Source organism: Sphaerisporangium cinnabarinum (genome assembly GCF_055567015.1).
The window spans coordinates 247,713-266,883 of record NZ_JBVHRG010000007.1 but is presented as its reverse complement, the minus strand read 5'-3'; the positions used below and the strand labels follow the sequence as shown (position 1 = coordinate 266,883).

At 74.6% G+C, this 19,171-nt stretch carries 17 protein-coding genes, 1 tRNA gene and 1 riboswitch; of the genes, 5 read left to right on the top strand and 13 right to left on the bottom strand.

Translation table 11 applies throughout. The features are described 5' to 3' along the window. The 3 genes from ACZ4MO_RS12465 to ACZ4MO_RS12455 all read left to right on the top strand — a co-directional run. The coding region (locus ACZ4MO_RS12465; protein WP_499278991.1) for a fibronectin type III domain-containing protein at positions 1–2,696 on the top strand (2,696 nt) is incomplete at its 5' end. 91 nt (positions 2,697–2,787) lie between these two features. Then, positions 2,788–3,450, top strand: a complete 663-nt coding sequence (locus ACZ4MO_RS12460; RefSeq protein WP_175008901.1) for an ATP-dependent Clp protease proteolytic subunit — start codon at positions 2,788–2,790, stop codon at positions 3,448–3,450. Further along, the gene (locus ACZ4MO_RS12455) at positions 3,447–4,055 is read left to right on the top strand and encodes a ClpP family protease (RefSeq protein ID WP_286185731.1); all 609 of its coding nucleotides are present in this window, start codon (positions 3,447–3,449) and stop codon (positions 4,053–4,055) included. The genes ACZ4MO_RS12460 and ACZ4MO_RS12455 overlap by 4 nt, the downstream gene beginning before the upstream one ends. Before the next feature lie 31 nt (positions 4,056–4,086). Here the strand turns inward: ACZ4MO_RS12455 and ACZ4MO_RS12450 are convergent, their stop codons facing one another. The 3 genes from ACZ4MO_RS12450 to ACZ4MO_RS12440 form a co-directional block, all read right to left on the bottom strand. Beyond that, positions 4,087–5,010: a DUF6882 domain-containing protein gene (locus ACZ4MO_RS12450; protein WP_175008902.1), complete on the bottom strand. Its 924-nt coding sequence runs from the start codon at positions 5,008–5,010 to the stop codon at positions 4,087–4,089. A gap of 73 nt (positions 5,011–5,083) precedes the next feature. Next, positions 5,084–5,524 carry a helix-turn-helix domain-containing protein gene (locus ACZ4MO_RS12445; RefSeq protein ID WP_499278998.1) on the bottom strand — a complete coding sequence of 147 codons (441 nt, stop codon included), beginning with the start codon at positions 5,522–5,524 and terminating at the stop codon, positions 5,084–5,086. 156 nt (positions 5,525–5,680) lie between these two features. Beyond that, complete coding sequence (locus ACZ4MO_RS12440) at positions 5,681–6,433, bottom strand: thiaminase II/PqqC family protein (RefSeq protein WP_175008903.1); 753 nt, start codon at positions 6,431–6,433, stop codon at positions 5,681–5,683. Further along, positions 6,424–6,552: riboswitch (TPP riboswitch) on the bottom strand. It overlaps the preceding gene by 10 nt. Before the next feature lie 86 nt (positions 6,553–6,638). On the opposite strand from ACZ4MO_RS12440, the gene ACZ4MO_RS12435 reads away from it, so the two are divergent. Together ACZ4MO_RS12435 and ACZ4MO_RS12430 are read left to right on the top strand one after the other, a co-directional pair. Next, positions 6,639–7,565, top strand: coding sequence for a VOC family protein (locus ACZ4MO_RS12435; RefSeq protein ID WP_061268676.1), 927 nt, complete (start codon positions 6,639–6,641; stop codon positions 7,563–7,565). Between the two features lie 84 nt (positions 7,566–7,649). Next, positions 7,650–7,775 (top strand): hypothetical protein, encoded by a 126-nt coding sequence (locus tag ACZ4MO_RS12430; RefSeq protein WP_255437192.1) that lies wholly within the window; start codon positions 7,650–7,652, stop codon positions 7,773–7,775. Positions 7,776–7,946: 171 nt separating this feature from the next. Here the strand turns inward: ACZ4MO_RS12430 and ACZ4MO_RS12425 are convergent. The 10 genes from ACZ4MO_RS12425 to ACZ4MO_RS12380 form a co-directional block, all read right to left on the bottom strand. Next, a tRNA-Leu gene (locus ACZ4MO_RS12425) sits at positions 7,947–8,020 on the bottom strand. A gap of 150 nt (positions 8,021–8,170) precedes the next feature. Next, a complete protein-coding gene (locus tag ACZ4MO_RS12420; protein WP_043656236.1) occupies positions 8,171–9,661 on the bottom strand; it encodes an NAD(P)/FAD-dependent oxidoreductase in 1,491 nt (496 codons plus the stop codon). A 191-nt stretch (positions 9,662–9,852) separates the two neighbouring features. Continuing rightward, positions 9,853–11,286: a hypothetical protein gene (locus tag ACZ4MO_RS12415; protein WP_175008904.1), complete on the bottom strand. Its 1,434-nt coding sequence runs from the start codon at positions 11,284–11,286 to the stop codon at positions 9,853–9,855. Beyond that, positions 11,286–11,618: a PadR family transcriptional regulator gene (locus ACZ4MO_RS12410; RefSeq protein WP_034651541.1), complete on the bottom strand. Its 333-nt coding sequence runs from the start codon at positions 11,616–11,618 to the stop codon at positions 11,286–11,288. The genes ACZ4MO_RS12415 and ACZ4MO_RS12410 overlap by 1 nt, the downstream gene beginning before the upstream one ends. 211 nt (positions 11,619–11,829) lie before the next feature. Further along, positions 11,830–12,864, bottom strand: a complete 1,035-nt coding sequence (locus tag ACZ4MO_RS12405; protein ID WP_083385165.1) for a Ppx/GppA phosphatase family protein — start codon at positions 12,862–12,864, stop codon at positions 11,830–11,832. 21 nt (positions 12,865–12,885) lie between these two features. Continuing rightward, a complete protein-coding gene (locus tag ACZ4MO_RS12400) occupies positions 12,886–13,413 on the bottom strand; it encodes a DUF501 domain-containing protein (protein ID WP_241769854.1) in 528 nt (175 codons plus the stop codon). 41 nt (positions 13,414–13,454) lie between these two features. Further along, positions 13,455–14,276, bottom strand: a complete 822-nt coding sequence (locus ACZ4MO_RS12395) for a septum formation initiator family protein (protein WP_175008905.1) — start codon at positions 14,274–14,276, stop codon at positions 13,455–13,457. 192 nt (positions 14,277–14,468) lie between these two features. After that, positions 14,469–15,755: a phosphopyruvate hydratase gene (eno, locus tag ACZ4MO_RS12390; RefSeq protein ID WP_021483383.1), complete on the bottom strand. Its 1,287-nt coding sequence runs from the start codon at positions 15,753–15,755 to the stop codon at positions 14,469–14,471. A 207-nt stretch (positions 15,756–15,962) separates the two neighbouring features. Next, entirely contained in the window at positions 15,963–16,766 is an 804-nt protein-coding gene (locus tag ACZ4MO_RS12385; RefSeq protein WP_255437193.1) for a nucleoside triphosphate pyrophosphohydrolase, read from the bottom strand. A 108-nt stretch (positions 16,767–16,874) separates the two neighbouring features. Then, positions 16,875–19,088 (bottom strand): carbohydrate-binding module family 20 domain-containing protein, encoded by a 2,214-nt coding sequence (locus ACZ4MO_RS12380; RefSeq protein ID WP_175008906.1) that lies wholly within the window; start codon positions 19,086–19,088, stop codon positions 16,875–16,877. Between the last annotated feature and the right edge of the window lie 83 nt (positions 19,089–19,171).

Below are 19,171 nucleotides of genomic sequence, written 5' to 3'. Positions count from 1 at the left end.
TCACCGAGGGCCGCCAGGTCATCACCTACACCGCGACCGACATCGACGGCCTGACCGCCAAGGCCTTCGTCAAGGTCCCCGGCCTCACCGACCAGGCCCCGACCCTCCGTCCCGGCATCACGCCCCTGGAGGTCGTCAGCGGCGAGCCGCTGCCCATCGACATCACGGACTACGTCCTGGTCGTCGAGGGCAAGACGCCCCGGCTCACCACGGAGGAGAAGGTCACCGCGCTCGAGGGCACGCGCGAGGTCCTCTCGACCACGGAGATCACCTACACGTCCGCTGCGGACTACGTGGGTCCCGCCGCCGTGACCTTCGAGGTCACCGACGGCTCCGGCCCCGACGACCCCGACGGCCACACCGCGCTGCTCACGCTGCCGATCAGCGTCGTGCCGCCGGAGAACCTGCCGCCGGAGCTGTCGACCCCGACGCTCGACGTCGCGGCGGGCGAGGAGGCCTCGATCGACCTCGCGCGCTTCGCGACCGACCCCGACGGCGACCCCCTGACGTTCCGGGCCACCGGCCAGGCCCAGGGCGTGACCGTGTCCGTCGAGGGCACCACGCTGCGCGCCCAGGCGACCCCGGACGTGCCCAAGGGCTCGGTCGTGCAGGTCCCGATCACCGTCACCGACGGCGAGCACCCCCCGGTCGAGGGCACCGCGACCCTGACCGTCGTGGCCTCCACCCGGCCCCTGGCCCGCGCCAACCCCGACACCGTCGACGACGCCCACCAGGGCAAGGCCACCACCGTGCCCGTCCTGGCCAACGACTCCAACCCCTTCCCCGACACGCCGCTCGAGATCGTGGCGGCGAGCGTCGAGACGGGCAGCGGCGACGTGTCGTACAGCGGCGGCGACGTCGTCGTGACGCCGGCCGACTCGTTCGTGGGCGTCATGGTGGTCGTCTACCGGATCCAGGACGCCACGAAGGACCCCGACCGCATGGTCGAGGGCCGCGTCCAGCTCAAGGTCCTGGGCAAGCCCGAGGCGCCCGCGACCCCGCAGGTCCTCGAGGTCCGCTCCAAGACCGTCGTGCTCACCTGGGACCCGCCGAACAACAACGGCGCCGACATCACCGGCTACACCGTGCGCTCCCAGAACGGCTACGAGAAGGCCTGCGGCACCACCACCTGCACCCTGGACGGCCTGACCAACAACGTCGAGTACACCTTCACCGTCTACGCGACCAACGCCGTCGGCGACGGACCCGCCTCCCCGGCCTCCGCCGTCGCCCGACCCGACGAGAAGCCCGACCCGCCCGCCGCACCCACCCTCGAGTTCGGCGACACGTCCCTCACGGTCACCTGGACCAACAAGACCTACACCGACCGCTCGCCGATCGAGACGGTCGACCTCGAGATCTCCCCGGCACCGAAGGGCGGCGCCGTCCAGGTCACGGCGCTCTCGGGCACCCAGTACGTGTGGAACGGACTCGACAACGGCACCGCGTACAGCGTCCGGGTCCGGGCGAACAACCTCGCCCCCGACCCCTCGGACTGGGGCGAGTACTCGGCCGAGGAGGTCCCGGCGGGTCTGCCGGACGTCCCGGAGACGCCGAGCGCGAGCCGCGCCGCGGACTCGCCGCTCAACGGCGGCTCGATCGACGTGTCGTGGAAGGCGCCGTTCGAGAACGGTGACGCGATCAAGGGCTACACCCTGCAGCGGTACAAGAACGGCTCCCGCGACGGCGCCGCGCTCTCCCTCACCGCGACGAGCCACAAGGCGACGGGCCTCGACAACGAGTCGTCGTACACGTTCACGGTGACGGCCGAGAACAAGGCGGGCCGGACGGCGGAGAGCGCGGCGTCCGCGGCCGTGGTCCCCTACGGGCGCCCCGAGGCTCCGCCCCGGCCGAGCGTGCAGAACGTGGGCGGCGGCGGGCAGGACAGCGGCATCCCGCGCGTGTCCTGGGGCGCCGCCGACGCGAACGGCAGCCCGATCACGAAGTACACCGTCACGGCGTCGCCCGGGGGCGCGAAGAGGGACGTCGACGGTACGTCCGTCGACTTCACGGGCCTCCCCGCCGGGAACTACACGTTCACCGTCACCGCGACGAACAAGGGCGGCACGTCCACGTCGAGCCCGGCGTCGGGGCAGATCAGCGCGTACGGCAAGCCCAGCGAACCGGGCGTGTCCGTGTCCCGACTGAGCGCGACCTCGGGCCGCTTCTCGATCTCCGCACCCTCGTCGAACGGCGGCAACGGCGTCTCGCGCTACAACTGGCAGATCGAGGGCGGGTCCAGCGGCTCGGGGCAGACGGTCGACGTCGGGAACGACTACGACCAGACGTTCCGCCTCCGGGCGCAGGCGTGCAACGCCGCCGGCTGCGGACCGTGGAGCGGCTGGGCGACACACCGCACCGACCCGCGCCCGGTCCCGCCGAGCGTCTGGGTGACCCGCGGTCCGCAGCGCAACACGCAGCCCGGCTACGGCAACTGCACCGGCCACATGTGCACGGTGTTCCGGGTCAACGCGAACTCGACGTTCCCGTCCGGCACCTACACCTTCCGGTGCTACTACGACGGCAACCAGGTCGGGAGCTACTCCTGGACCGAGTACCTCGCGGCCGGCAGCTACGTCGACCTCGGGTGCATCCTCGGCAACCCGTACGGGACCCAGCGCACGGCGACGGTGACGGTGAGCATCTCGCCGGGGAACGGCGTGACCGTCGAACCGAAGCCCTGGCCCATCCTGTGACGCGGTCCTGAGACGGCCGATCTGCCGTCGGCGTATGAGCCGACGGCAGATCGGCCTCCTCGCGCGGCCCGGGCGGGCGCAGGGTGGTCGCATGACCACGCACCTGACCGGCCGACCCGCCGTCGGCGACCACCGGACCCCGCGCGCGGAGGCCGCCGCCCCGACGCCCTCGTCGTTCGACGACCAGCTCACGACGCGCCTCCTCCACCAGCGCATCGTCGTCCTCGGCACGGCCGTGGACGACGCCGTCGCGAACCGCCTGTGCGCCCAGCTCCTCCTGCTCTCGGCGGAGGACCCGCGCGCGGACGTCGCGCTCTACGTCAACTCCCCCGGCGGCTCGGTGAGCGCCGGCCTCGCCATCTACGACACGATGCGGCTCATCCCCAACGACGTGTCGACCGTGGCGATGGGCTTCGCCGCGAGCATGGGCCAGTTCCTCCTGTGCGCGGGGACGCCGGGCAAGCGGTTCGCGCTGCCGCACGCGCGGATCATGATGCACCAGCCGTCGGCCGGGATCGGGGGCACCGCCGTCGACATCGCGATCCAGGCGGAGAACCTCGTGTACACCAAGGGGCTCATGCACCGGCTGCTCGCGGAGAGCACCGGGCAGTCCGTCGAGACCATCGCCGACGACTCCGACCGCGACCGCTGGTTCACCGCGCAGCAGGCGCTCGAGTACGGGATGGTCGACCGGATCGTCGAGAGCGTCGACGACGTCCGCCCCGCCCGCGCGGCCCGGAAGGTGGGTCTGTGATGGCGAGCTACACGATCCCGACCGTGGTCGAGCGCACGCCGCTGGGCGAGCGCGCGTTCGACGTCTTCTCCCGCCTGCTGTCCGAGCGCATCGTGTTCCTCGGCACCGAGATCGACGACGGCGTCGCGAACGTCGTCATGGCGCAGCTCCTGCACCTGGAGTCGGACGCCCCGGACCAGGAGATCGGGCTGTACATCAACTCCCCGGGCGGCTCCGCGACCGCGCTCATGGCGATCTACGACACGATGCAGTTCGTCCGCTGCGACGTCTCGACCATCTGCATGGGCCAGGCGGCCTCGGCCGCGGCCGTCCTGCTCGCGGCGGGGACGCCGGGCAAGCGGTTCGTGCTGGAGCACTCGCGCGTCCTGCTGCACCAGCCGTCGGGCGGCGGGGAGGGCACGATCTCGGACCTGTCGATCCAGGCCGAGGAGATCCTCCGGATCCGGTCCGAGACGGAGGAGGTGCTGGCGCGGCACACGGGCCAGACCGTCGAGCGCCTGCGCGCCGACACCGACCGCGACCTCGTCCTCACCGCGCGCCAGGCCGTGGAGTACGGCGTCGCGGACGCCGTCGTCACCTCGCGCAAGCTCGCTGCGGCGGCGTGACGCCCGCCCGCGGAGGCGACCGCGTGCGTCGTCAGCCGCGTCGCCGGAACCACGACCGGCGGCGCGGCTCGGGGGCCGTCCCCGCGGGCGACGGCGCGGGTGCGGCGGACTCGTGCTCCGCGGGCGCAGGCTCGGGCGCTGCCGGGTCGTCCGCCGACGGCTCCGAGACGGTGAGCCCGGGCGCCGTCGGTGCCGAGCCGGCAGGGGCTGCCGCGGCGGGCTCCGCCGTCGCGGCCTCGGGCGCGGCCGGGCGCGGTGACGACGCGGAGATGCCCGCGATCCGGCCGCGCTCGTCGAACCGCACGGTCACGGTGCCGTCGGGCACGTCGAGCACGACGGCGCCGGTCCCGTCCTCGGCGGCCGGCAGGCCGCGCGCGCTCGCGTAGGACGCGACGGCGCGCCGGTGGTCGACGACCGTGACGGACAGCAGCCCCTCGCTCAGCGTGCGCACGACGCGCGGCACGCTCGGTGCGGGCAGGGCGAGGTCGGCGTCGTCCAGGAGGAACCACGCGCGCGTGCCGCCGCCGACGGGCGCGCTGTAGTGGGTGAACGACCCGGTCACGGCCTTGGCCGCGAGCGCGAGCCGGTGGGCGAGGTCGTCGGCGAGGGGGAGCTCCGGCTCGGCGGCCTCGCGCAGCCCGGTCCGCCGGGCGCTCTCGGCGGCGGTGAGCACGCCGTCGGGGAAGCCGTTGACGTTCTGCCACGCCCACATCCACGTGCCCGGACCGGGCGCGGCCGTACCGAGGAACTGGAGGCGGCACGTCGCGGTCCCACCGTCGGGCGCGGTGAAGGTGAAGACGCCCGTGGTCATGTCGGCGGCCCAGGCGTCGTCGCCGTGGAGGTCCGACAGGTGGAGCTGGTGCTCGTGGGAGAGGAACGCGGCGTCGTCGACGAGGTCCTGGAGGGCCGGGACGTCCTGGGCTGCCGTGCCGTGCGCGGTCTGCGGCTCCGTCATGGACCGACGGTATCGGCGCGCACGGTGCCCGGCCTCCGCACGACACGCGGTGCGGTGCGGTGGGGACCGCCGCTCAGGCCGCGAGGAGCAGGACGTCGCCGGCGCGCGCGGTCGGACGGCGGAGCGTCTCGGCGACGGGGAGGTCTCGCACGGGTTCGCCCACCGGCGCGACGTGCCGCGGCGCGGAGAGGGCACCCCGCTCCCGCGCGGAGGACAGCACGCGGACAGGTGCGAGCGGCCGCAGCTCCTCGCCCGTGCGGGCGACGAGGTCGACGAGCCGCAGGCCGAGGGCGCCGCAGACGGCGGCGAGGACCTCGGACGACGCCTCCTTGCGCCCGCGCTCCACCTCGGACAGGTAGGCGGTGGAGACGCGCGCGGCGGCCGCGACGTCCACGAGCGTGCGCCCCTGCGCGAGCCGCGCCCGCCGCAGGATCCCGCCGATGACGTGGCGCAGGAGGGGTTCCGCCCGTCCGCCCGTCCGGGACCGGGGGCGCGGCGTCACCACGTCCGGCACCGCATCGCGCACCCCGTCCGGCACCGCGCTCGTCGCGTCCATGCGATCACGCTACCCGCGGCCCGCCCGGGTGCCGAGGCACCCGGGCGGTCATCTGCTGCTGGCGTAAGGCCGGGCGCACGGCGCGACGGTCGGCCGCGGGCCCGGCCGGACGCGTCACCAACCCTCGAGCGACCAGGCCATCTGCCAGAAGCGGATCTCGTGGCGGCAGCTCAGCTCGAACGCGCGCTCCATGCGCGCGCGCTCCGCCTCGCCCGCGTCCGCGGCGAGCGCGTCGAGGCGTGCGCGCAGGTCCGTGAGGACGTCCTCGGTGCGCTCGGCCGCGTAGAACTGCCACCAGCCCGCGAGCGGGTGGTCGTCGGCGAGGGCGCCGGGCGTCGTCTCGCGCTCGCCGAGCCAGAAGCGTCGCGCGGACCAGATGTAGGTCCACGGGCACGGCAGCAGCGCGGCGAGCAGCACGCCGAGCGAGTCGCGGCCGGCCGCCGTCATGTGGTCGACGTAGGCCTGCGCGCTCGGCGCGAGGCGGTGCGTCTGCGCCTCCTCGTACGTCACGCCGAGGAAGTCGCACATCGCGTGGTGCGCGTGCGACTCGTCGTCGAGGAGGAAGCCGGCCTTGTCGTGGAAGTAGGCCGCCCACGACCGGTCGGGCGCGAGGGCCATGCCGAGGCCGTAGCAGCGCAGGTAGGCCGTGAGGTACTGGTGGTCCTGGCCCACGTAGTGGCGGACCGCGGCGGGCTCGACGGAGCCGTCGCGCAGCCCGGCCAGGAAGGGGTGGTCGTAGAACGTCTCGAAGAGGTCCGCGTACCGGCGGGCGAGGTCGGCGGTGAAGCCGGTCTCCTCCTGCCGGACGAGCGCGGTCGGGTCGTCCGCGAGGACAGGGTTCAGGGTGATGGCAGCAGGCGTCGTCATGCCCACGTTCCTCCGCTCGTGCTAGCGAGATCAGGTTCGACGGGTCCGGGCGGCCGTACCGCTCGTCTCAGTCCCTCGGCCCGGGCCGTGGCCCGGGCGGGACGCCCCGCGTGGTTCGCGCCGACCCTAGCAAGGACGGCGCCGGTGCGGGAGTTCTCGCCACGGTGTGGGAATATAGTTGTAGCGACAACAAGTTGGAGAAGACATGACCACGAGCACGCCGGGCGCGCCGACCGACCGCCTCCTGTCCCCGTCCACGAGCATGGACGCCGTCACGCTGCGCGTGGGCGACCTCGAGCTCATGACCTCGTACTACACGGGCGCGTTCGCCCTCGCCCCGCTCGAGGAGCGGTCGCGCGGCGCGGAGGTGCACCGTGTGCTGGGCCGCGGCCGCACGCCCATGCTGCGCCTCGTGCACACGCCCGGGCTCCCGCCCGTCGACCCGCGCCAGGCCGGCCTGTTCCACACGGCCTTCCTGTTCGACGACGGCCCGAGCCTCGCCGCGACCGTGTACCGCGCCGCGCAGGACCGCCGCGGCACGTTCGTCGGGTCGAGCGACCACCTCGTCAGCGAGGCGTTCTACTTCACCGACCCCGAGGGCAACGGCGTCGAGCTCTACACCGACCGCCCCCGCGAGACCTGGGTGCGCGAGCACGGCCAGATCCTCATGACGACGACGTTCCTCGACCCGAACGCCTATCTGCGCACGCACCTCGACCAGGAGACGTTCGACGCCGGCCCCTCGCTCGCGGGCCGCGTCGGCCACGTGCACCTCCAGGTGGGCGACGTCGCGACCGCCCACGCCTTCTACGTCGACGCCGTCGGCTTCGAGGCGACGCTCACCGGGTACAGCGGGGCGCTCTTCGCGTCCGCGGGCGGGTACCACCACCACGTCGCGATGAACGTGTGGAACAGCGCGGGCGCCGGGCCCCGCGCCGCGAGCCTCGGTCTCGGCGACGTCGCCGTCACGGTGCCGGGCCGCGAGGACCTCGACGCGCTCGTCGCGCGCCTCCGCGCCCGCGGGCTGGAGCACGCGGACGACGGCCGCTCCGTCGTCGTGCACGACCCGTGGGGCACGCGCGTCACGCTGTCCGTGCCGGGGACGACGACCGAAGAGCTGCTCGCTCGCTGAGGCCCGCCGGCCCGGGCACGGAGAGCGCGCCCGGGACGCGAGGCGCACGATGGGAGGACCCGCCGAGCGCACCGAGGAGCGACCGTGTTCCGCAGCCTCTTCCCCGTCCTCACCGTGGCCGACCTCGACCGGTCGCTGGGCTTCTACCGTGACCTGCTGCGCGGGACGGTCGAGTACGCCTTCCCCGACGCGGTCCGCCCGTCTAGGTGAGCCACCCGCGGACCAGCCGTGGGGCGAGCGCGTCGCACGCGTGCAGGACCCGGACGGCACCGTCGTGGTCCTCGGCCAGGAGGCCGCTCCCCCGGCCGAGCCGGAGGGCCCGACGGGGCTGTCCTAGCCCGCGGTCGCAGGCGCCGCGGAGCCGGCTCCCCGCCGGCACGGTGCCCCCACCGGGACTCGAACCCGGAACACGCCGGGTTTAAGCCGGCCGCCTCTGCCAGTTGGGCCATGGGGGCGCGGGCCGAATCTACCGCGCGCGCGGAGCTCCCGGGCCCGTCGGCGCGACGGCCGCCCGCGCGGGACCTGGACGCGCCGAGGGGCGAGCCGCACGCGCGGCTCGCCCCTCGTCGTCGGGCACGACGGCCGGGCCAGGCCCGGCCGCGGCCTCAGGAGGCCTTCGCCGCCGGCGTCCGGTCGTCGGCGTCGACGGTGCCCGCACCGGACTCCGCCGCGGCCGCCGAGCCCTGCGCGGTCTGCTTGACCGGGTCGCCGTCCTTCTTGGGCGGGACGGACGCGGCGCGGAACTCCGCGCGCGGGTCGTGCAGCGAGCCGAGCGAGACGAGCTCGCGGCCCATGAGGAACTGGCCGATCCAGCCGATGAAGATGCGGATCTTGCGGTTGCCCGTCGGCATCGCCATGACGTGGTAGCTGCGGTGCATGAGCCACGCGAGCGTCCCGCGGAGCTTGAACACGCCGAACAGCTCCGCGACGCCCTTGTACAGACCGAGCGACGCGACCGTACCGACGCTCTTGTGGCGGTACTCGACCGGCGGCTCGCTGTGCAGCTCGAGCGCGAGGTTGTCGGCGAGGCGCGTGGCCTCACGGATGGCGTGCTGCGCGTTCGGCGGGCAGAACTTGCCCGGGTTCAGCACGTCCGGGACGGCGGCGCAGTCGCCCGCGGCCCACGCGTTCGGCACGACGTTGCCGTCGGCGTCCGCGACCTGGAGCGTCGGCAGCACGGTGATGCGGCCCAGCTTGTCGACCGGGAGGTCCGACGACTCCTTGAGGACCGGGTTCGCCTTGACGCCCGCGGTCCACACGATCGTGTCGGAGTCGAACTCGACCCCGGTCGAGGTGACGACGTGGCCGTCCACGCACGACGACAGGAACGTGCTGAGGTGGAACTCGATGCCGCGCTTCTTCAGCTCGTCGAGCGCGTACTGCGCCATGGGCTCGCTGAGCTCGGGCAGGATGCGGCCCGCGCCCTCGATCATGACGAAGCGGAGGTCCTTCTCCTCGATCGTCGCGTAATTGCGCGTCGCGTAGCGGGCCATGTCCTCGATCTCGGCCAGCGCCTCGATGCCCGCGAACCCGCCGCCGACGAACGTGAACGTGAGCATGCGGCGACGCAGCTTCTCGTCCCACGTGGACGACGCGACGTCCATGCGGTTGAGGACGTGGTTGCGGACCGCGATGGCCTCCTCCACGTTCTTGAAGCCGATCGCGTTCTCCGCCAGGCCCGGGATGGGCAGCGTGCGCGACACCGAGCCGAGGCCGACGATCAGGTGGTCGTACGTGACCGAGTAGTCGTCGCCCTCCTCCGGGTGGATCGTCACGCGGCGGTCGGTGTGGTCGATCGAGACGACCTTGCCCTGGAGCACGTCGACGCCCTTGAGCGCACGGCGGTGCGGCGCGACGACGTCGCGGCCGTCGATCGAGCCCGCGGCCGCCTCGGGGAGGAAGGGCGCGTACGTCATGTACGGGCGCGGGTCGACGACGACGATCGCCGCCTCGCGGCGACCGAGCTTCTTGCGCAGTCGGCGCGCGGCGTACAGACCCACCGAGCCGCCGCCGAGGACGACGACGCGGGGCACCTTGCGGGGCCGCGGCGAAGCGGTCTGGGCACGGCTGACCGAGGTCAGGTCATTCTGAGGCATGGTTCCAGAGTATTACCGGTTGCGGCACAGGCGAGCCGGAGCGTCCGCCAGACGGGCGTGACGCGCCCCACGCTGCGCGGACGGAGGGGGGCAGAGGCGGGCACACGCGGGCACAGGCGACATTCCGCATGGCCCGGGACCGGGGTGGTGCGCCGCCGTCCGCCGTCGGCGCACCACCCCGGGCCTGCCGGTCAGCCGATCGCGCCGACGACGGGCGTCGGGCCGGTCGGCGCGGGCGGCACCCCGCCCGCGGGCGGGGTCGCGGGCGGCTCCTGCGACGGCCCCGGGTCGCCCGTCCCGCCCTCGGCGGACTCGTCGGCCGGCGCCTCGCCCGTACCGCCCGTGCCCGACGACGTCTCCCCCGTGCCCACGCTCGACGGCACCGCGGTCGGTGCCTGGAGGAACGGCCACGGCATGTCGCGCGTGCGCGTCCCCGTCGCCGGGACGGGGCGGCCGTCGCCCTCGGGGTACTCGACGTCCTCCTCGGCGACCGCGCGCAGCGGGTAGACGTTCCACCGCTCGCGCCCGTCCGTCGCCAGGGCGGGCTGGAAGTACCACATGCCCTCGACGTCCGGCACCGCCCACGGCCCGGAGGCACCCTCCTCGGTGACCGTGCGGACCTGGCGGCCGCGGTCGTCGAAGACCTGGACGTCGCGGAGCGGCTCGCCCGCTGCGTCGTAGACGAAGAGGTTGGACACCTGCGCGCCGTCGACCCACACGCCCGCCGTGCCCGGGGAGTCGCCGCTCCCGAACGACACGCTGCTCACGAGGCCGCTGCTCGCGTCGCTGCGGCCCTGCTCGTAGCCGCGGTCCCACGCGTACGGGCTCGACGCGCTCGCCGAGGCGGCGACGAGGACGGCGGGCACGGCCGCGACGGCCGCGGCGACCGACAGCGGGCGGCCGACCTTCCGCAGCCCGCGCGTGGGGAGCCAGCGACCCCGGCCCCACTGCACGCTCACGACGACCGCGAGCAGCACGACGACGCGCGCCGACAGGTCCGGCGGGAGCACGGCCACCCGGTACCCCGCGACCAGGGCGAGCACGAGCGTCGCCACGACCCAGCCGCGCAGGACCCACCACGCGGGCGTGAGGGCGCGCAGGAACTCCGCGGTCGAGGCCCACTGGGGCGACGAGGTGACGGGCTGCCACCCCGCGTGCCAGTCGGCCGCGAGCGACGCGCCGAGGGCACGCACCCGGCGGCGCACCCCGGGCCGCAGGCCCCGGGTGCCGTCCGGGGCGGCGGCGGGAGGGAGACCGGCGGCGGCGCGCAGCTCCGCGGCGTACTCCGCGGGCGGACCGAAGAAGGCGACGAGGTCGAGGCCGATGTCGTCGAGCACCTCCGGGGCGTCCGTACCGACCGCGCCGTCGGGACCGCCACCGGGAGCGCCGTCGGGGCCGTCGACGGCGGGTGCCGACCCTGTCGTGCGGCGCGGGAGCGCCCCGGGCGCGTCGACGACCGCCTCGGCGAGGTCGGCCTCGAGCCCGTCGGCGAGCTCCTCGACCTGGTCCGGCCGCAGGTCGGCGAGGTGCGCGCGCACCTGCTGGGCGTAGGCGTGGACGTGCCCGTAGAAGGCCCGTCCCACGGGCGCGCCGGCGGGCGGCTGCGCGGGGGTCGTCGTGCTCATCAGGCGGCCACCTCTCCGGTCCGCAGCAGCGCGGACACGGTGCCCGCGAACGTCTGCCACTCCTTGCGGTGCAGGTCGAGCATGGCCCGGCCCTGCGGGTTGATCCCGTAGTACTTGCGGTGCGGCCCGGCGTCGGACGGTACGACGTAGGTGGTCAGCGCCCCGCCCGCGTACAGGCGCCGCAGCGTCCCGTACACGGACGCGTCCCCCACGTCCTCGAGCCCCGCCGCGCGCAGGCGTCGCACGACGTCGTACCCGTACCCGTCCTCGGCCTCGACCGCGGCGAGCACCGCCGCGTCGAGCACCCCCTTGAGCAGCTGCGTGGTGTCCATCCGTCCCTCCGTCGGGCGTGGCCCCGGTCCGTCCCGGTGCTCGGCCACCGGGATCACGGGATGCACACTACCGCGCGATGCGCAGTACCGTGCACACGACACGCCCTCTCGCCAGAGACGCCGGAGCCCGGGCCGCGGGCACCAGGCGTCCGGTGCCGCGCGACGCCGGGCTCGGCGGTCGGGCAGGAGGGGCCGCCGGGGCGGCCCGGGGTCAGGCGAGCGACCAGGCGATGCCGTCGAGGATGTCGTGCTCGCTCGTCACGACCTCGGTGAGCGACCCGCCCGCGGCGGCGACGTCGTCGCGCACGCGGCGCACGACCTCCGACCACACGAGCGCGCCCGCGCCGATGACGTCGACCCGCCCGGGGTGCATGAACCCCAGGGCGGTGCGCTCGGCGCGCGTGCGGTGCAGCAGGTCGTCGCACGCGGCGAGCACGGTGTCGACCGGCAGCACGGACCCGTTGATCCGGTCGCGGTCGTACCGCGCGAGGCCGAGCGCGTGGGCCGTGACCGTCGTGACGGACCCGGCGAGGCCGACGAGCGTCGCCGCCTGCCCGAGCGGCACCACGCGGGCCGCGTCGTCGAGCGCAGCCCGCACGTCCGCACGGGCCGCTGCCTCCTCCGCGGGGGTCGGCGGGTCGGAGCGCAGGTGCCGCTCCGTCATGCGCACGCACCCCACGTCCATCGAGTACGCGGCGTCGGGCGTCGTCGTGCCGAGCACGAGCTCCGTCGAGCCGCCGCCGAGGTCCACCACGACGTAGGGGCCGGGGCGCACGGCCGCGACGGTCGACGTCGCCCCGCGGAACGACAGCGCGGCCTCCTCCTCGCCCGAGACGACCTCGGGCTCGACGCCGAGCGCGTCGAGCACGCCCGCGACGAACTCGTCACGGTTCTCCGCGTCCCGCGTGGCCGACGTCGCCACGAAGCGCGTCCGCGTCGCGCCCAGGTCGTCGATCACCTGCGCGTAGCGGCGCGCGGCGTCGAGCGTCCGCGCGAGCGCCTCGGGGGCGAGCCGCCCCGTGCGGTCGACGCCCTGGCCGAGCCGGACGACCTCCATGCGGCGGTCCAGGTCGACGAGCGTCCCGGCCTGCGGATCGACGTCGGCGACGAGGAGGCGGATCGAGTTGGTGCCGCAGTCGATCGCCGCCACGCGCGAGGCGCCGGGCGGGACGGGGGCGGGCGAGGTGGCCGGCGCGGCGGTCGCGCCCGGGTCCCGGGTGAGAGGAGAGGTGGAGCCTGAGGTCATGCGTCCAAGCGTGCCACGCGGTCAGCAGGTGCAGCGGTCGGGGCGCCACACGTCGCGCACGCGCTCGAGCGCCTCGTCGCCCAGCGGGTTGACGCCCGGCCCGGCCGCGAGCGCATGACCCACGAGCACGTGCAGGCACTTCACGCGCGTGGGCATCCCGCCCGCGGAGATGCCGTCGATCTCCTCGACGTGGCCGAGCGCCTCGCGCTGCGCGAGGTAGTGCTCGTGCGCGCGCCGGTAGGCGGCGGCGAGCTCCTCGTCCTCGGTGAGCCGCTCCGACATCTCCTTCATGACGCCGTTCGCCTCGAGGGTCGAGGCGGCCGCGACCGCGCCCGGGCTCGTGAGGTAGAACGTCGTGGGGAACGGCGTGCCGTTCTCGAGCCGCGGCGCCGTGCGGACGACGAGCGGCCGCCCGCACGCGCACCGCGCGGCGATGCCGACGACGCCGCGCGGCGTGCGCCCGAGCTGCTCCGCGAGCGTCTCGAGGTCGCGCTCGGTGACGACGGCGTCCGGGTCGTCGGCGGGGATGGCCAGGCGGGCGTCGGGCACGGGACTTCCTTCGGGTCGGTCGACGGCGTCGGGGCGACGCCTCACCCATTCTCCCCGCTCGGCGGCGCGTCCTCGTCGCCGCCCGGGTCCTCGCCCGCGGGCGCGGTCCCGTCCGACGTCCCCGCGTCGTCACCGGCGGCCGGGCGCGGACCGCCCGCGACCTGCACCGACTCCCAGATGGCCTCGTACCAGGGCGTGCCCTCCGCGTACCCCTGGACGGGGCCGTCCGTGATCGTCCGTCCGGTCTGCGGGTCGGTGTCGTCGACCACCGTCTCCGGGTCGAGCACGCGCCACGGCCGCTCCCCCGGCATGACGAAGTTGAGCCGGTCCCGCGCCTCGCGCTCGACGTACGCCTGGTCGTCCCAGCGGGCGAGCTCGGCCTCGAGCTCGGTGTGCTCGGCCTGGGCCTGCTCGAGGCCGGCGCGCAGGTCGCGCAGCTCCCCCGTCTGGTTGACGTACGCGCGCAGCGTGGGCAGCAGGAGCACCGCGGCGAGGAGCACGACGACGGACAGGACCAGGGTCCGGACGGTCACCACCTCGGGCAGGAGGAAGCCGTAGCGGCTCCGACGCCGGTCCTCCGGCGCGGGGCCGGCGGCGCGGCGCGTCGACGTCGGTCTGCTCGGCCGCGCGGCGGGGCGGCGCGCGCCGGACGACGACGCGGTCCGGGCGGTCGACCCGCCGGCCGCGGGCTTGGCCGAGGAGCCTGACGTCGTCCGCGGGGCGCCCGGGGACGCCGCGCGCGGGCTCGCGGACCCGGACGACGTGGAACGCTTCGTGGGCTTCGTCCCGGACGTGCCGCGCGCGGGCCCGGAGCCCGGCCGCGCGGGGGCACCGGGGCGCGGAGGACGGCGCGAGGACGGCATGCCCCGATTGTGCTGCCGCGAGACGCGGCTCGCCGGGAGCACGCGCGGTGCGCCCGCGAACGTGAGGCGATCGACACGACTTCTTCACCCGCCCGGACGCGCCGGAGCCCGGCGGGCCGACGAGCGGCCCTCCGGGCTCCGGGTGCCGGGTCTCCCCGGCGGGGTCGTGCGCGACCGACGGTCAGCCGCAGGTCAGCCCTGCACCGTCCAGCGCGGGAACGCGCCACGGCCGGCGTAGCGGGCGGCGTCGTCGAGCGCCTCCTCGATGCGCAGGAGCTGGTTGTACTTGTTGATGCGCTCGCCGCGGGCGGGGGCGCCCGTCTTGATCTGGCCGGCGTTCGTCGCGACGGACAGGTCGGCGATCGTCGTGTCCTCGGTCTCGCCCGAGCGGTGCGACACCATCGCGGTGAAGCCGTTGCGCTGCGCGAGCTCGACGGCGTCGAGCGTCTCGGTGAGCGTGCCGATCTGGTTGAGCTTCACGAGGAGCGAGTTCGCCGCCTTGAGCTCGATGCCCTTCGCGAGGCGCTCCGGGTTGGTGACGAACAGGTCGTCGCCGACGATCTGGACCCGGTCGCCGACCTCGGCGACGAGCTGCGACCAGCTGTCCCACTCGTCCTCGGACAGCGGGTCCTCGATGGAGACCAGCGGGTAGTCGCGCACGAGCTGCTCGTAGTACGCGATCATCTCGGCCGGCGTCTTCGCGCCGCCCTCGAACTGGTATGCGCCGTCCTTGAAGAACTCGGTCGACGCGACGTCGAGCGCGAGCGTCACGTCCGTGCCCGGCGCGAAGCCGGCCTTCTCGATCGCGACGAGGATGAGGTCGAGCGCCTCGCGGTTGCTCGCGAGGTTCGGCGCGAAGCCGCCCTCGTCGCCGAGGCCGGTGGCCAGGCCCTTCTCCTTGAGCACGGACTTCAGCGCGTGGTAGACCTCGGCGCCGGTGCGCAGCGCCTCGCGGAACGAGGACGCGCCGATCGGGGCGACCATGAACTCCTGGATGTCCACGTTCGAGTCCGCGTGCGACCCGCCGTTGAGGATGTTCATCATCGGCACGGGCAGGACGTGCGCGTTCGGGCCGCCGACGTAGCGGTACAGGTCGAGGCCCGCGCTCTTCGCGGCGGCCTTCGCGACGGCGAGCGAGACGCCGAGGATGGCGTTCGCGCCGAGCTTGCCCTTGTTCGGGGTGCCGTCGAGGTCGATGAGGGCGGCGTCGATGAGGCGCTGGTCCTCGGCCTCGAAGCCGATGAGCTCCGGGGCGATGTCGTCGATCACGGAGTTCACCGCGCCCTCGACGCCCTTGCCCAGGTAGCGGGACTTGTCGCCGTCACGACGCTCGACGGCCTCGAACGCACCGGTCGACGCGCCCGACGGCACTCCGGCGCGGGCGAACGTCCCGTCGTCCAGGACGACCTCGACCTCGACGGTCGGGTTTCCGCGGGAGTCGAGGATCTCGCGCGCTCCAACGGCTTCGATGCTGGCCACAGGTGCTCCTTCGGGGCAGGGCTGCGGGCGCTTCGAACGGTGGTGGCGGACCCGGGCAGGGAAACCCGGGACGCCGCGTGCGCGCCCGCGACGATGGTGGGTTTACGACCACAGCCTAGTGCCCGGTTGTGACCTGCGCCGCTGCGTCCGGTCCGTGGGCCCCGGGTCGGGGACCTGCGCGCCGACGATCGGGACGAACGTCCCGCCTCAGCCCTGCCCCGCCGGACCCCCGTCCGCCCCGGTCTCCGCCTGCACCCCTGCCGACGTCGCCTCCGACGTCTCGGCCGCGACGATCCGCGCCTCGACGCGCCGCAGCTCGCCGCGCAGCGCCGCCTCGGCGTCGAGCCCGTCCGCCTCCGCGCGGGCCACGAGCGCGAGCAGCTCGCGCCCGAGGCGCTCGTCGGGCGTCGGGCCGGCGCCGTCCTCGCCGGCCGCCGCGGGCCCGGTGCCCGACGGCGCCGCGAGCGCCGCGCCGACGACGTCGCCCAGGCCGCCGCGACCGGCCCGAGACAGGACCTTCTGCGCGCGGGCGAGCGCCCCCTGCGTGTGCGAGATGCCCTCGAGCACCGACGAGCGCTGCTTCTCCGCCTTCTTGATCGCGTCCCACTGCCCGTGCAGGTCGGTCGCGTCGGCGTCCGCGAACACGTGCGGGTGGCGCCGCACGAGCTTCGCCGCGAGGTCGGCGGCGACGTCGTCGACGGTGAACGGGTCCGGCTCCTCGCTCGCGATGCGCGCGTGGAACAGCACCTGCAGGAGCAGGTCGCCGAGCTCCTCGCGCATCCCGGCGCGGTCGTCGGTCTCGATGGCGTCCGCGAGCTCGTGCGCCTCCTCGAGGAGGTACCGCACGAGCGAGACGTGCGTCTGCTCGCGGTCCCACGGGCACCCGCCCGGGGAGTAGAGGCGGTCCATGACGGCGACGACGTCGCGCAGCGGGTCGGTCGCGGTGCCGGGCGCGCGGTCGTGCGCGGGCTCGTGCGGGTGCGGGGCAGCCGAGGGCTCGGGGGCGGTCACCGCCTCATCGTAGGTTCGCCCGGGCGTGCGGATCCTGCGCGCCGAGCACGCGGTCGTGGCCCGGTGGACGGGCAGCGACCGCGTGCTCGGCAGGTCAGCAGGAGCGGGTCACGACCGCCAGGTGTCCGACAGCGTCACGGAGCCGTCGGCACCGACCGTCGCCGTGCGGTTGCCGCCGCTCTCCCAGACGACGTTCCCGCCGCCGTCGCGCTTGACGTACTTGTACTGGAACGTCGTGCCGGCCGGGAGGTCGACGCGCGCGGTCCACACCGGGTAGGCCGACGACGACAGCGGCACCCCGTTCGCGGGCGCCCAGGAGCCGAGCGCGGGGATGCTGCCGACGACGTGGACCGTCTGGCCCCACGTGGTGCTCGCGGTGACGGAGAACGACGCGTCGCTCTGCCCCTCGCCCGGCCCCTCGACCGGCCCGCCCGGGGACCCGCCGCCGGCGCACGGGTTGCCCGCCGTGACCGTCCCGCCGGAGACGGCGACCGCGGCGCCGGACAGGGAGTAGTCCTTGCCGCCGTTGCTGTCCCAGGCGCCCGAGCCGTTCGTGAAGGCGGCGGTGACGGTCGCGGCGGCGCCCGTCGCCCCGCTGGGCAGCGTGATCTGCCGCGAGACCCAGCCCGTGCAGGCCGCGGCCATCGGGACCCCGGGGACGGCGGTCCAGGCGCCCGTGCCGACCCTGTAGTGGACGTTGTACGCGTTCCAGCCCTTGTCGGTCGCGTAGTAGACGGTCGTCGCGCCCGTCGGGTCGACCGGCCCGGGACCCCCGGTGCCGCCGTCGTCGCGCGCCCCGACGTGGAGCGCGAGCGCCCCGTACGCGGGCACCGTCGCGGTGAAGGTCCCCGAGCCGGAGACGGTGACCTTCTTCGAGCAGTCCTTCGACGCCACGACGTCGCAGTACGTCCCGGCGGGGAGCGAGGTCTGGTACGTGCGCGTCACGGCGTTCGCGGAGTTGTTGATCGTCACGTAGCCCTTGGCGCCCCGCCCGTAGGCGACGTGGTTGTTCCCGTCGTCCCACCAGTTCGTCACCGCGGTGCCCGCGACGGCGTTGTGGAAGCCGACCATGCCCGCGATCTCGGTCCAGCGCTGCGTGCAGACCCACGCGCTGCTCGCGCAGCTCGCGTCGGGCACGGAGGCGGCCGACGCGCCGGGCGCACCCGCGTCCTTGTCGTCCCAGCGGTACCCCGAGTAGACGCTCGGCGCGCCGTAGGGCCACGACAGCATGAAGGTGTTCGCGAGCGTGTACTTGGCGCCCCACTTGTAGCTCATGGTCTCGCCGTTGCGCTCGGTGTCGTGGTTGTCGACGAAGACGCCCGCGCGGTCGGAGGGCAGCTTGTCGTCGCCGATCGTCCGCAGGTCCTTGATCTGGCCGTCGAACCGGGACTTCAGCTCGCGCGCGTAGAAGAACTCGTGCGAGTCGCCCGACCCGAGGTACTCCGCGGGCTGGATCGGCTCGCCGCTCGCGCCGATGACCTCGTGCACCCAGAAGACGTCCGGGTTCGTCAGCCGCGCCTTGATCGCCGCGAGGTCGGACGCCGGGATGTGCTTCGCGGCGTCGATGCGGAAGCCCGAGACGCCGAGCGACAGGAGGTCGTTGAAGTACCCCGCGATCTTGCCGCGGACGTAGTCGGAGCTCGTCCGCAGGTCCTGGAGCGAGACGAGGCGGCAGTTCTGGACGTTGTACCGGTCGCCGTAGTTGCTGATGTTCGACCGGCAGTCGTTGAAGTCGTCCGGCCCGTACGGGACGCCCGGGAAGCTGTCCACGGCGTAGCTCGTCCCGCCGGTCCCGGTGCCGGACCCGGTGTCGGCGCCCGCCGTGTGGTTGACGACGGCGTCGACGATCACGCCGACCCCCGCCGCCTTGCACGTGCTCACCATGCGCTGGAACTCGGCCCGCGTGCCGAGCTTGGACTCGAGCTTGTAGCTGACGGGCTGGTAGGAGGTCCACCAGGCCGTGCCCTGGATGTGCTCCTGCGGCGGCGAGACCTGGACGTAGCCGAACCCGGCGGGGCCGATGGTGCTCGTGCACTCGGCGGCCACGGAGTCCCACGTCCACTGGAAGAGGTTGAGGATCACGTCGCCCCGGCCGTTCGGGGAGTCGACGACGGGCGTCGGCACCGGTGGCGCGGCCGCGGCGGGCGCGGCGACCGGGACCGCGGCCAGCGCCGCGGTCAGCGCGAGGGCCGCCGAGGCGCCCGCCGCGAGGACGCGGCGCAGGCGGCCGTGGCGCCGGCGGCCGCGGGGCCGGCGGGCGGAGCGTCCTGCGGGGACAGGGGTGGGCGCCGGTGGTGCGGCGAGGTCGGTGGTGCGCGTCATTGCAGCTCCTTCGAGGATGCGGCCGCCGCGCGCTCGGCGTCGAGCACGGGCGGGCCACGCGGTGATGACGAGCGCCCCGGGGT

Excerpts from the sequence above, each read along its gene's own strand:
- ACZ4MO_RS12420 (WP_043656236.1), bottom strand. The coding sequence starts at position 9,661 with ATGCCTCAGAATGACCTGACCTCGGTCAGCCGTGCCCAGACCGCTTCG.
- ACZ4MO_RS12460 (WP_175008901.1), top strand. The coding sequence starts at position 2,788 with ATGACCACGCACCTGACCGGCCGACCCGCCGTCGGCGACCACCGGACC.
- ACZ4MO_RS12410 (WP_034651541.1), bottom strand. The coding sequence starts at position 11,618 with ATGGACACCACGCAGCTGCTCAAGGGGGTGCTCGACGCGGCGGTGCTC.
- ACZ4MO_RS12450 (WP_175008902.1), bottom strand. The coding sequence starts at position 5,010 with ATGACGGAGCCGCAGACCGCGCACGGCACGGCAGCCCAGGACGTCCCG.
- ACZ4MO_RS12415 (WP_175008904.1), bottom strand. The coding sequence starts at position 11,286 with ATGAGCACGACGACCCCCGCGCAGCCGCCCGCCGGCGCGCCCGTGGGA.
- ACZ4MO_RS12395 (WP_175008905.1), bottom strand. The coding sequence starts at position 14,276 with ATGCCGTCCTCGCGCCGTCCTCCGCGCCCCGGTGCCCCCGCGCGGCCG.
- ACZ4MO_RS12435 (WP_061268676.1), top strand. The coding sequence starts at position 6,639 with ATGACCACGAGCACGCCGGGCGCGCCGACCGACCGCCTCCTGTCCCCG.
- ACZ4MO_RS12380 (WP_175008906.1), bottom strand. The coding sequence starts at position 19,088 with ATGACGCGCACCACCGACCTCGCCGCACCACCGGCGCCCACCCCTGTC.
- ACZ4MO_RS12440 (WP_175008903.1), bottom strand. The coding sequence starts at position 6,433 with ATGACGACGCCTGCTGCCATCACCCTGAACCCTGTCCTCGCGGACGAC.
- ACZ4MO_RS12405 (WP_083385165.1), bottom strand. The coding sequence starts at position 12,864 with ATGACCTCAGGCTCCACCTCTCCTCTCACCCGGGACCCGGGCGCGACC.